General features: G+C 55.8%; 8 protein-coding genes. 2 read left to right on the top strand and 6 right to left on the bottom strand.

From position 1 onward, the window contains the following. Positions 1–52: 52 nt before the first annotated feature. The 6 genes from fhuB to hrpB all read right to left on the bottom strand — a co-directional run bounded on the left by fhuB (position 53) and on the right by hrpB (position 11,324). Positions 53–2,035 carry a Fe(3+)-hydroxamate ABC transporter permease FhuB gene (fhuB, locus tag CJP72_RS11350; protein WP_162381116.1) on the bottom strand — a complete coding sequence of 661 codons (1,983 nt, stop codon included), beginning with the start codon at positions 2,033–2,035 and terminating at the stop codon, positions 53–55. Then, positions 2,032–2,922, bottom strand: coding sequence for a Fe(3+)-hydroxamate ABC transporter substrate-binding protein FhuD (fhuD, locus tag CJP72_RS11345; RefSeq protein ID WP_162381114.1), 891 nt, complete (start codon positions 2,920–2,922; stop codon positions 2,032–2,034). The genes fhuB and fhuD overlap by 4 nt, the downstream gene beginning before the upstream one ends. Then, positions 2,922–3,719, bottom strand: coding sequence for a Fe3+-hydroxamate ABC transporter ATP-binding protein FhuC (gene fhuC / locus CJP72_RS11340; RefSeq protein ID WP_162381113.1), 798 nt, complete (start codon positions 3,717–3,719; stop codon positions 2,922–2,924). Before fhuC ends, fhuD begins: the two co-directional genes overlap by 1 nt. A 48-nt stretch (positions 3,720–3,767) precedes the next feature. After that, a complete protein-coding gene (fhuA, locus tag CJP72_RS11335; protein WP_162381112.1) occupies positions 3,768–6,011 on the bottom strand; it encodes a ferrichrome porin FhuA in 2,244 nt (747 codons plus the stop codon). 221 nt (positions 6,012–6,232) lie between these two features. Next, entirely contained in the window at positions 6,233–8,764 is a 2,532-nt protein-coding gene (mrcB, locus tag CJP72_RS11330) for a bifunctional glycosyl transferase/transpeptidase (protein WP_162381110.1), read from the bottom strand. A 130-nt stretch (positions 8,765–8,894) separates the two neighbouring features. Then, entirely contained in the window at positions 8,895–11,324 is a 2,430-nt protein-coding gene (gene hrpB / locus CJP72_RS11325; RefSeq protein ID WP_342212298.1) for an ATP-dependent helicase HrpB, read from the bottom strand. A 73-nt stretch (positions 11,325–11,397) separates the two neighbouring features. Here hrpB and thpR point away from each other — a divergent pair, with 73 nt between their 5' ends. Continuing rightward, positions 11,398–11,928 carry an RNA 2',3'-cyclic phosphodiesterase gene (gene thpR, locus CJP72_RS11320; RefSeq protein WP_162381106.1) on the top strand — a complete coding sequence of 177 codons (531 nt, stop codon included), beginning with the start codon at positions 11,398–11,400 and terminating at the stop codon, positions 11,926–11,928. Between the two features lie 13 nt (positions 11,929–11,941). Then, complete coding sequence (gene sfsA / locus CJP72_RS11315; protein WP_162381104.1) at positions 11,942–12,646, top strand: DNA/RNA nuclease SfsA; 705 nt, start codon at positions 11,942–11,944, stop codon at positions 12,644–12,646. Positions 12,647–12,812: the final 166 nt, after the last annotated feature.

The following is a 12,812-nucleotide window of genomic DNA, read 5'->3' as shown; positions in this document are numbered from 1 at the left end:
CGGCTGACGCCTTACCCGGCCTACAAATACACCATTTAAGCGCGTAGCATTATTACCGGCTCTGCTTTCTCAACAGATAAATAAAGTACGGCGCGCCAATAAACGTCGAAAGCAATCCCGCAGGGATCTGATACGGGAACAAGACCATCCTGCCGCACCAGTCAGCGAAGACTAACAGCACGCCCCCCGCCAGCGCCGACATGATCATATGCGGCATCGTCCGCCGAAAACCTAACATCCGCGCAATGTGCGGCGCCATCAAACCGACAAAGCTCAGCGGGCCAATGGTCATTGTCGCCGTCGCCGTCAGACACGAGGCCAGCATCAGCAGACCAATGCGCGAAGGTGTCAGCGCCATCCCCACAGCCCGAGCGGTATCGCCACCTAACGGTAAGATGGTCAGCCAACGACGACACAGCGGCGCGATCGCCAACAAAATCACCATTACGATCCCGGTATGCAACACTTGCTCACCCGAAGCGTTGTAGGTCGAACCCGAGATCCAGGTTAACACTTCCGCCATTCGCGGATCGCCGCTTGCCTGTAACATCATCAGTAGCATGGTGAATGCCGTACTGAGCGCCATCCCCGCCAGTAACATACGGTGTGGAGAGAATCCTCCGCGTCCGGCGGCGATCATAATGATCAGCAACGTGACTGCCGCGCCAAGACTCCCGGCAGGCAGCAGCCAGCCGAACGCATTTCCCGGAACCAGAAACAGCATTAATACCACACCAAACGCCGCGCCGGAGCTTATCCCCAACACTTCCGGACTCGCCATCGGGTTACCGGTCAGGCGTTGAATAATGCACCCGGCAACCGCCAGCATCACGCCAGCGATCATGGCGGCCAGAATACGCGGCCAGCGCCAGGGCAGTAATTCATCCAGCATTGCGCCGCTGGCCCACGTCCAGCCATGCACATCTCGTCCCAGTGAGAGGGCCACAATAACCACCGCCAGCAGCAGCACGCCGCCTGCCAGCGCAAAACCCAGCACATGTTGTCGTTCGGTTACAATCCTGTCATTCGCATTCATCGCTGGCATGCTCATGCTGCGCAGACGCGGCAGCAGCCACAGAAGCAGCGGCGCGCCAATCAACGCCGTTGCCGACCCGGTGGACACTTCCATCCACACGCGCGTCAGCCAGAGAATGATTTGATCAGAAAGCCAGAGGATCAGCGCCCCAATCAGCGGCGCGAGCATCAGACGCGCCAGCAGACGCCGTGCACCGAGCATTTTCGCGAGCAGCGGTGCAAACAGCCCGATGAAGCCGATAATCCCCACCGCGTTAACCAGTAGCGCACTGAGCACAATCGCCAGTGACAGCACCGCCAGACGCGCCAACGATAAGGCCAGCCCCAGATTGCGCGCCACGCCGTCGTCTAACCCCATCAGAGTCATCGGGCGTAACAACAGCAACGTGAGCATCACTCCACCCAACAACTGCGGCCACAGACGCTGCACGCCGCCCCAGTCCGTTTGCGTCAGCGTCCCGGAACTCCAGAGAAACATACTTTGCAGCTGATCATGATGGAAAAGGACCATCAGTTGATTGATGGCACCGCAATACAAGCTGACGACCAAGCCGGCGAGAATTAACGTCACCGGAGACAGACGTTTCCCCCACGCAACGCCAAACACCACCGCGCCGACGACACAGGCGCCCACCAGTGCGGCGAATTGCGTGGTCAATGCGCCGGGAAGCGCCCACAGGGTGGTGACGGTGATCCCCAGTTGCGCACCGGTTGCCACACCCAATGTCGTCGGCTCCGCCAGCGGGTTACGCAGCACCTGCTGAAAGAGTACGCCCACCAATCCCAGTCCCGCCCCCACCAGCAAAGAGATCGCCAGACGCGGCAACAAACTGTAGTGGAACAACATCTGCTCAACCACATCAATATCGGGTGACCACAACGCCTGCAGCCACTGGCGACAAGGCAGTGCGATTGAGAAATTTGACCAGGTTAGCCCGGCGGCAACAATCAGCAGTACCGCCAGAAATGCGGCCGGAAACAGCGCAATACGTTTACTCACGCCTTGCCTCCCAGCGCATTATCCAGAATACGAACAAAATTCATGGTTGAAAGCGTTGCGCCGTAGAACCAGACAGCGGGCACCTGCTGAAAACGCCCGGCACGCACAAATGGCATTGCCTGCCACAGCGGTGTGGCGATCAAAGCGTCCATCTCACGCTGGTTACCGTGGTCAAAACAGACAACATCAGCCTCTTTATAGGCCGCCAGACGATCAATCCCCACCACGGAGCTTCCCCAAAAATTGGTTTCACCCTGCCAGGCATTACGAATGCCATATTCGTCCAGCACCGGCTGAAAGAGGCAATTCGGCCCGAAGACCAGCATATGACGCGAATCCAGCAGGCTCGTTATCAGCAACGGCCTCTCCCCACGCTGGGTAAAGCGTGTTTTCTGGCTTTCGATAAAGCTGTCGAACTCTGCTAAATGGCGTTGGGCAGCGGGTTCCACATTGAGAAGTTGCGCCATCTCAGTGAGCGACTGGCGCGCCACCGCCAGGGGATTTTTGCCGTCACTGAAGTTAAACCCATGTCCCGGTGCAATACGGCCCAGCTTCTCAGGCGAAGGGCCGTATCCTGCCGACCAGAACATAAATGAGGGTTTCATTTCAGTCAGCAGTTCCAGATTCGGCTCAGTACGCAAACCCACGTCAATCACGGAGTCCGGCAACGGCGGTTCGTTGACCCACAAACGGTAGTTAGGAGTATCTGCCACGCCGTACGGCGTAATGCCTAGCGCCAGCAGAAGCTCTACCGGTAGCCATTCCAGCGCCACAATACGCTGCAGGTCAACAGAGGCGGCGCGTGCCTGCCCCATCTTCCAGAGCAACGGAGAAAGCGCCATCGCGGTTAAAAAGCGACGGCGAGAAAGAGGATATAAACCACTCATTAATAAACAAAACTCACAGGTGCGGCGCCCGCAGGGTGCGGTAAAATCCCCATCGGGATGCCGTAAATCTGTTCCAGTGTTTCACCCCGCATCAGTTCGGCGGGGGTTCCCTGCGCGATCATTTCACCGCCACGCAGTGCGACCAGATAGTCGCAGTAGCGCGCAGCCATATTGATATCATGAAGCACGGCAATTACGGTCAGGCCGCGCTGCTGGCTTAAACGGTGCACCAACGCCAGCACATCAACCTGATGCGCAATATCCAGCGCCGAGGTGGGTTCATCAAGCAACAGGCAGCGGCTATCCTGCGCCACCAGCATCGCTATCCATGCCCGCTGACGCTCGCCACCGGAAAGGCTATCCACCAACCGATGCGCCAACGGTTTTAAACCGACCAACGTGATCGCTTCTTCCACTTTTTCTCTGTCGGCCACGCCAAAACGCCCCAATGCGCCATGCCACGGATAACGCCCAATCGCGACAAGTTCACGCACCGTCATCCCTTCAGCCTGCGGCAACTGCTGGGGCAAATAAGCGACTTTGCGCGCAAACGCTTTGCTGCTCCAGTTTTCCAGCGGCTGACCGTCCAACAAAATCTCGCCTTGAGAAGGCGGCTGATGTCGTCCGAGCATTTTCAGCAGGGTGGATTTACCTGAGCCGTTATGCCCGATAAGTCCGATCACTTTACCGACAGGAAAGGTCAGAGAGAGAGGATGCAGCAGCGTACGTCCAGGCACGCGAAAAGAGACATTGTGCAATGCAAACGTCGTGTCGGAATGGGTTGTGTTTTCCTGCATAGCGGCCAACTTGTAAAACGGGCACGGATAACCGTGCCCTAAGAGAAATTAGAAACGGAAGGTTGCGGTTGCAACAACCTGGCGTTCCGCGCCCCAGAAGCAGCCGTACGTGTTGAAGCAACTGGCGACGTATTCACGATCAAGCAGGTTGTTAACGTGGAGCGCCACGTTGGAACCCGCCATACCCACGCGAGCCAGATCGTAGCGTACTAACGCATCCATAACGGCATAACTCCCCACTTTAAAGGAGTTTGCCGGGTCGCCATAGCTTGAGCTGCTAAAACGTCCCCCGGTACCCAGCGTCAGACCCGACAATGCGCCATCATAAAAGGTGTAATCTCCCCACAGTGACGCCATGTGTTCCGGCACCTGTGCAGGCGTGTTGCCTTTGTATTTGGTGTCTGTTGTGTATTCAACATCGGTATACGTGTATGAACCGACGACGTTAACACTCGCCGACAGCGCCGCTTTCGCTTCGATCTCAACGCCACGCGCACGAATCTCGCCACCGTCAACCGAGAAGAATGAACCCGCCGGGTCCGCCATCAGGTTGTTGGTTTTCGTCAGTTGATACAGAGCGCCGGTAATCACGATCGGGCGATCTTTCGGCACATATTTGACACCGACTTCGTACTGTTTGCCTTTTGAAGGGGCGAACAGATTACCTTGCGCATCCGTCTGTGAAGACGGTTCAAACGATTCGCTGTAGCTGAAGTACGGGGTTACACCATTATCGAACAGATAGTTAACACCACCACGCCAGGTAAACTGGTTGTCATCACGCTCTGAGGTCGTGCCATAAACACGGTTGAACGACTCCTGATCAGCCCAGTCATAACGACCGCCCAATGTTACCAGAACTTTGTCCCACTGCGCCTGATCCTGAATATACACCCCAGTCTGTTTCTGCTTGTTCAGAACCTGATAAGGGCCAGAGGTCGCAGGATCTTTCGAATTAAAATCGAAATCGCCGTTCACCGGATTGTACAGGTCCAGCAGAGGAACAGAGTCGTCATAACCAAACCAGGAGTTGATGTCATTACGCATACGCATAAAGTCAACGCCGGTCAGCAGGATATGGTCAACTTCGCCAGTTGCAAAGTTACTCTGCAACTGGGTATCAACCGCAAAGTTCTGCAATTTCTCATCATCAACAACATACTTACGTGCGAGATAGTGGCCTTTGTCTTCCGGTGCCAGCGCCGCACATTGTTTGCTGCCCACGTTTGCAGGGTCAGAGCACACGCCATAGCCGTAGACGCTGTTTTGCGAGGTTTTATTTTCCGCAAAGCGCAGGTTCTGTCGCACGGTAAAGGTGTCGTTAAATTCGTGATCGAAGCTGTAGCCCACCATCTTCTCGTTACGAGAGTAGGTATTGTTGTCAGCGCCTTCGTTAAAATCAGTAGACAGACGTTTACCGTTAGGCAATTCGGACACGGTCCCCTCTTTTGGCAACCAGCCGTAGTAACCGGTCTCCGGCTCGTTCTGGAAGTAAGAGAGGAAGGTGAAGTTGGTTTTGTCATCCGGACGCCAGGAGAAAGACGGCGCGATAGTATAGCGTTGCTCTTCTGCGCCCTGCTGCTGCGCATCGGCGGAACGCGCAAGGCCGGTTAAGCGATAGGAGTAAACACCATCATCATCCAGCGCATCGCTGAAATCAAACCCGGTCTGGAACAGGTTGTCGGTGCCCATTTTAAACTGAACTTCTTTCAGGGGCTCTGTGGTTGGGCGCTTGCTGACCATGTTCAGTAAGCCACCCGGGTTGCTCTTTCCGTAAAGAACGGAAACCGGACCGCGCATCACTTCCGCGCGCTCCAGCATATAGGGATCGATCACCGCGTCGTTGTAGAAGTTACCCTGCATCTTCAGGCCATTCAGATAGTTATTCTGGCTTTGGCCATCGGCAGCGAAACCGCGGATAATCAGGTAGTCATAGGTGTTGGATGCGCCACGAGTGCCCACAGCAACGCCTGGCGTGTAGCTGAGCGCCTCTTTCACAGATTTAGGCTGGTGCAGCGCCATCTCCTCAGCGGTTACAACAGAAATAGACTGGGGAGTCTTTTCAATCGGGGTATCCGTTTTGGTTGCCGTCGCGGATTGTCGCGCTGCGATGGTTGCTGCGGGTCCCCATGCACTTTCTTGCGGGGCAGGTGCAGCGGTAACAGTAATGGTTTCTTCTTTCGGTTGAACCGCTGCCTGTGCATAGACAGACATGCCGCTAACCGCTGTGGCTACTACGACCGCAATTTTACGCAGCGAGTAGTTTGGCTGAGCAGTTTTAAAACGCGCCATTGGTATATCTCTGATGAAAAGTGAATGATAACGTAAACGAGAATTATTATTATGACGGCAGCATAATATTCGAAACGCTGGCGAGATCGCAAGCGATACACAACCCTGCGGAAACTGAGGGGTTAAGAAGTAACCAGATAAAATGAAGGGGTTATTGAATTAGGCGAAATCGCCTTACCGTGCGGCAAAAGAAAAACCCGCCGAAGCGGGTTTTGAGGGCATTAGTTACTGCCAAACATCTCTTTTATCCAGCCCGCGACGCCGTCACCGTCTTTCTTCTCCTGCTGCGGCGGTTGCTGTTGCTGCTGTTGCGGTTGAGAGGACTGGTCAAACGGATTACCTGATTGCGGTTGTTGCATCATCTCGCCCTGCTGGCACAGCGCATCAGGATCGGTGGTCCAGACCGGAAGCGTACGCATTCCGCCGCCACACACAAAGTTGCCGTCGTAATCCACGCCCATATCCACAATGTCTTCCGGTGGAGTTAACACCAGCGGAGCTGGCGTCTGGTTGGCCAGGTAGCGCTGATAAATCGACATCGCACCACTGGCGCCGTACAGTTTGGTTGGCTGATTATTATCACGTCCCACCCAGGTAATCGTGACCTGGCTTCCGTCGATACCGGCAAACCAGGTATCCACGTTATTGTTGGTGGTTCCGGTTTTACCCGCCAAATGCAGTCCCGGATATTTCGCCCCCAGTTGACGTCCAGTACCACGCTGTACAACCTGCTGCATGGTCCACAGCGTCATATAGGCCGCTTGCGCCGGAACCGCGCGTTCCGCCTGCGGGAAGCTCTGATAGAGCACCGAGCCATCTTCAGCAATCACCGAACGTAACGCCGACAACGGCGCCCGGTTACCGCCACTGGCGATCGTCTGGAACGCCTGCGCGACTTCGATTGGCGTCAGGTTCAACGCCCCAAGCAGCATCGCCGGCACCGGATTAAGCTGATCTTTCGGCGCGCCCAGCTTCAGCCAGGTATCGGTGACGGCCGGCAGTCCCAGCGCCATCCCCAAATTCACCGTCGGCACGTTCATCGAACGCGTCAGAGCATCCACCAGCATCACTTTACCGCTCTCGCTGTAGCGGCGGTCATCGTTCTGCGGCGACCAGACCTGGCCGTTTGGCTGGCGCAGGGCAATCGGCGCATCGGCGATCCAGGTATTGAGACGATACAACTTCGGCTGACTGAGCGCGGTCAGATAGGTCGCTGGTTTCGCCAGTGAGCCAATGGAACGGCGCGCCTGCATGGCACGGTTGTAACCTGCAAACTGCGGTTCAGCACCCCCGACCATTGCCCGCACTTCGCCACTGAAGCGGTCAACCACCACGATAGCCGTTTCCAGATCGCTGAGTTTGCGTTGTTTCTTGAGTACCGGAATCCCCTCAACGGCGGCTTTCTCTGCGGCATCCTGCGCCACCGAGTCAAACGTCGTGAAGATCTTCACCCCGGAGAGATCTTTAACTTTGTCGCCCAGCTTCGCCTGCAGCTCCTGACGCACCATCTGCATGAACGCCGGCTGTGGAGAGATCACCCCACCGCGCGGCTGCACGCCCAACGGACGCGCACTCAGCATTTCGTAAAGTTCCTGGTCAATGACCTGCTGTTGTTGCAGCAGACGTAATACCAGGTTACGACGCTCCAGCGCCAGTTTCGGGTTACGCCACGGATTATAGATGGACGCCCCTTTCACCATTCCCACCAGCAAGGCCTGCTGATCAAGACTCAGTTCCTCAACCGGACGACCAAAATAGTACAAACTCGCCAGCGGGAAGCCGCGAATCTCATTGTCGCCGCTCTGACCGAGGTACACTTCGTTCATGTACAGTTCGAGAATGCGATCCTTGCTGTAACGCGCATCCATCAGCAGCGCCATGTAGGCTTCGTTGGCTTTACGCCAGTAGGAACGTTCGCTGGTGAGGAAGAGGTTTTTCACCAGCTGCTGAGTCAGCGTACTCGCTCCCTGCACCGTACGTCCGGCCGTCAGGTTCGCCAGCACCGCGCGCCCGATGGAATACAGGCTGACCCCATCATGTTCATAGAAATGGCGGTCTTCGGTCGCCAACAGCGTATCTACCAGCAGATCCGGGAAGCCGTTACGCGGTACAAACAGACGCTGTTCGCCGTTTGGTGAAGAGAGCATCGTGATCAGACGCGGATCGAGACGGAAGAAACCGAACTGGCGGTTGTTGTCCATGTTCTCGATAGTGTCGAGATGATCGCCATCAAACGTCAAACGCGCCCGTACCTGCCCTTCTTTACTATCCGGGAAGTCAAACGGGCGGCGAATCATCTCAATGCTGTTCGCCTGTACAGTGAACTCGCCAGGGCGCGTCATTTTCGACACCTGACGATACTGCGTCGCTTCCAGCAACTTCACCATTTCGGTTTTGCTGACCGGCATTTCCGGCTCAAGGTTCACCATACGGCCATAGACTGCCGCAGGCAATTGCCAGACTTTGCCATCAATACGGCTACGGATTTTTTGATCCAGGTAGACGCCGTAAATGGCAATCAGCACCACAAAAACAATCGACAGTTTTAGCAACAGCCACATCCAGCCGCGCTTACCACGAGGCTTACCGCCTTTGCCTTTACCCTTACGCGGCATCGGTTCTTCATCCTCATAGTCGTCATCATAATCGTCGTCATACTCTTCATCTCTGAGTCGACGACGGCTCACTTTTTGTTTCACCGGACGCGTCGGTTTCCCTTTACGCCCGATTGGCTCGCGGTCATTCCCGGCCATGCTTTTTCTCCACAACGTTCAGGCGCAAGGGCCTGATTCTCTGTTCTTCCGCCAGAGGACAGAAGAAGAAATCTCTCAATTATTTGGTTTTTTGCCGGATGGCGCTTCGCTTATCCGACCTACGGGACCACTACGAATACTTTTTGGTACGCCGCGTCGGCGCGGTATTCGCCGGATCGTCTGGCCACACATGTTTGGGATAGCGTCCTTTCATCTCTTTTTGTACCTCACGGTAGGCGCCCTGCCAGAACGCGCTTAAATCCCGCGTGATTTGCAGTGGTCGCTGTGCCGGTGATAATAACTCGAGCACCAGCGGAACGCGCCCCTGAGCAATAGTAGGTGTTTGCGCTTCCCCAAACATCTCCTGCATTCTGACAGCGAGTGCAGGCGGGTTATCATCATGATAACGAATGGCTATCCGGCTTCCCGTCGGCACAGTGTAATGCGCAGGCAGTTCACTATCCAGACGTTGCAGCATAGACCAGTCCAGCAAACTGCGTAACGCCAGACCGACATCCACAGCCTTCAGCCCACGCAGAGAATGCACACCGGTCATCTGCGGTAGTAACCAGGATTCCAGGCTAGCCAGTAACGAGTCCTCATCGACAGCAGGCCACGCATACTCCGGCAGCCATTTTGCCGCGCAGTGCAAACGCAGCCGTAATTGCTCGGCTTCCGGCGTCCAGTTGAGCACACTTAAGCCTTTATCGCGAATGCCATTCAGCATCGCCTGATGCAGTTCGTCTTCGGACGGTTTGGCAAGCGGCTGAACTTTTACCGTCAGTTGCCCGATACGCAACCGGCGTAGCGCTTTCAGCGTGCCTTGCGCCTCATCCCACTCAATCGTGTCGGATTGCTGCAAGAGTGCGGGACACGTCTGAATCAGCGTGTCGATATCCAGCGGCAGCGCCAGCAAAATACGCGCATCTGGTGAGGCGCTCCCTTGCAACAACAGAGGTGCTATCAGCCACTCATGGCGACCCAGCGCGTCATCGGCATCCAGTTTTGCCCCCATCCCGTTCGCCAGTTGGTAGCGCCCATCCAGTCCACGTCGACGCGCAATGCGATCGGCAAATGCCTGGGCAAGCAACGGGGCTATCAAATGGCTGTCCGGTTCCGTGGCGCGCACGTTGAGGCGTTTCAGAAGTTGCTGACTGCGCTGTTGCCAGCCGGGGTGATGACGTGAAAATGCGACGCTTAAATCGCACTTCCCTCCCCGCAGCGGCTCTTCAAGCATCGCCGCGAGCTTCGCCGCCGTGGCGGCTTCACTGCTGTTTTTGGCGCTAACGAGCATCGCCGCCAGTCGGGGGTCGTTGCCGAGCGCCGCCATTTTTTGACCGATTGCGCTCAGGCGATCGCCCTCGAGCGCGTTCAGCATCTGCAATAGCCGCTTAGCCGCCAGCAGAGGGGTCGCTGGCGGAAGATCTAACCAGGTGAGCTCTGCGGGATCGTGACATCCCCACTGCAACAGCTCCATCAGCACGCCCGACAGATCGCTTTGCAAAATCTCCGGCTCGCTTTGCGCCGCCGCTCTCTGTGCCTGATCTTTAGGAAGCAGGTGAAGACAGATCCCCGGTTCCAGTCGGCCTGCACGTCCCGCACGCTGCGTCATAGAGGCCTGGCTGACGCGCTGGGTTATCAGGCGCGTCAGTCCTGTTCGCGCGTCAAAACGCGCCACGCGCTCCTGCGCGCTGTCCACCACCAGGCGGATCCCTTCGATCGTTAAACTGGTTTCGGCAATATTGGTTGCCAGCACCACTTTGCGCATCCCGGCTGGCGCTGGCAAGATGGCCTTGCGCTGGTCATCCAACGACAATGCGCCATACAACGGACACAGCAGAACATCGCTCCCCACGCGTGAAGCCAGATGTTCCTGTACGCGCTGGATCTCTCCTACACCGGGTAAAAACAACAGCAACGACCCCGACTCGCTACGCAGCAATTCCGCCGTGGCAATGGCCACTGCCTCATCAAAACGCAGTTGAGCCGCCAGTGGCTGGTAGCGGCGTTCAACAGGATAAACGCGCCCTTCGGAGACCACCACTGGCGCATCCGGTAGCAGTTGCTGTAAGCGATCGTTATCCAGCGTTGCGGACATGATCAGCAGTTTTAAATCGTCGCGCAGCCCCTGCTGTACATCCAACAGCAACGCCAGCGCCAGGTCAGCCTGCACACTGCGCTCGTGAAATTCATCGAGGATCACCATCCCAACGCCGTTAAGCTCCGGGTCGCGTTGGATCATTCTTGTCAGCACGCCTTCTGTGACCACTTCAAGGCGCGTCTGCGGCCCCACGCAACTTTGCGCCCGCATCCGGTAGCCTACCGTTTCACCGGTTTTTTCGTTCAGTAACTCCGCCAGTCGCTGTGCCACATTGCGTGCCGCCAGACGGCGTGGTTCCAGCAGGATAATCCGCCCCTGAATACCTTTATGTGTCAGAAACTGCAGCGGCAGCCAGGTTGATTTCCCGGCCCCGGTTGGCGCGGACAACAAAACCTGGGGGGCGCTATCAAGGGCAGTGAGCAGTTCAGGCAGTACGGCGGCTACAGGCAACGACGTCACAAATGACTCCAGAGGGTTAACTTTCTTCGCGCTGCATTGTAGCATCGCGTTAATTCATAACCGAGTACCCATCATGACTGAGCCAAAACGGCTGTTCTTTGCGATTGAATTGCCCGGCCCTGTTCGTGAGCAAATTATCACCTGGCGTGCCGCCCATTTTGCCCCCGAGGATGGTCGCCCGGTGGCCAGCGCAAATCTGCATCTGACGCTGGCCTTTCTGGGCGAGGTCAGCCCGGAAAAACAACAGGCGCTGTCACAGCTTGCCGGACGCATTCGTCAACCGGGATTTACGCTCAAACTGGATGACGCGGGCCAATGGTTACGCTCGCGCGTTGTCTGGCTGGGGATGCGCCAGTCGCCGCGAGGACTGCTGCAACTGGCCAACATGTTGCGGGCGCAAGCTGCGCGTAGCGGCTGTTATCAGAGCCCTCAACCCTTTCACCCGCACATCACCTTGCTGCGCGATGCCAGTCACGCCGTGGCAATTCCGCCGCCAGGTTTTTGCTGGTCATTTCCAGTGACCGAATTTTCCCTTTATGCCTCTTCGTTCGAGCGGGGACGTACACGATACACCGCATTACAACGCTGGACACTTGCCGAATAATCAAGGAACTCAGATGAAATTTTCGCCCCCTTTACAGCGCGCAACGCTGATTCAGCGCTATAAGCGTTTTTTAGCCGATGTGATCACGCCCGACGGCACCGAATTGACGCTACATTGCCCTAATACAGGGGCAATGACCGGTTGTGCGACAGCAGGCGATACCGTGTGGTATTCGACGTCAGAAAATATGAAGCGAAAATATCCTCATACCTGGGAATTAACTGAAACTCAGTCCGGGGCGTTCATTTGTGTTAATACGCTGTGGGCGAACAGATTAACGAAAGAGGCAATAGAAAATAACCACCTGCCGGAATTGTCAGGCTACAGTGTATTGAAAAGCGAAGTAAAATACGGCGTCGAACGTAGCCGTATTGATTTTATGTTACAGGCAGATTCCCGACCCGACTGCTATATTGAAGTAAAATCGGTTACGTTGGCAGAAGAAGAGTATGGTTATTTCCCCGATGCCGTTACTGAGCGAGGTCAGAAACATCTTCGGGAGCTGATGAGCGTAGCGGCTGCTGGCCATCGCGCCGTGGTGTTATTTGCGGTGCTGCACACAGCCATTACACGGTTTTCACCCGCGCGGCATATCGATGCAAAATATGCGCAACTCCTGATTGAAGCACAACAAAAGGGGGTAGAAATTCTGGTTTATAAAGCGGAACTTTCTGCCGAAGGCATGACTCTTAATGAACCGTTGCCCATTACATTGTAGTGGTAAAAACAACTGGTTAATTAGTATTCTGGCCGCGTGCGCAAATACGCTTTTCCTCACAGGGTTGTCAAGTGTTACGTATAGATAATTGCTATCCGGAAAAGCATCTGTTATTTATAGCGACCTGATTTTTCCCCCGAACATGGGGATCGATAGTGCGTGTTAA

The sequence above is a fragment of the Citrobacter sp. NCU1 genome, assembly GCF_010231475.1.
Lineage (GTDB): Bacteria > Pseudomonadota > Gammaproteobacteria > Enterobacterales > Enterobacteriaceae > Citrobacter_D.
Note: the sequence above shows the minus strand (reverse complement) of the source record. Positions and strands in the feature narration are given on the sequence as shown.

Coding starts and splice junctions, on each gene's coding strand:
- mrcB (WP_162381110.1), bottom strand. CDS start 8,764: ATGGCCGGGAATGACCGCGAGCCAATCGGGCGTAAAGGGAAACCGACG.
- thpR (WP_162381106.1), top strand. CDS start 11,398: ATGACTGAGCCAAAACGGCTGTTCTTTGCGATTGAATTGCCCGGCCCT.
- fhuD (WP_162381114.1), bottom strand. CDS start 2,922: ATGAGTGGTTTATATCCTCTTTCTCGCCGTCGCTTTTTAACCGCGATG.
- fhuC (WP_162381113.1), bottom strand. CDS start 3,719: ATGCAGGAAAACACAACCCATTCCGACACGACGTTTGCATTGCACAAT.
- sfsA (WP_162381104.1), top strand. CDS start 11,942: ATGAAATTTTCGCCCCCTTTACAGCGCGCAACGCTGATTCAGCGCTAT.
- fhuA (WP_162381112.1), bottom strand. CDS start 6,011: ATGGCGCGTTTTAAAACTGCTCAGCCAAACTACTCGCTGCGTAAAATT.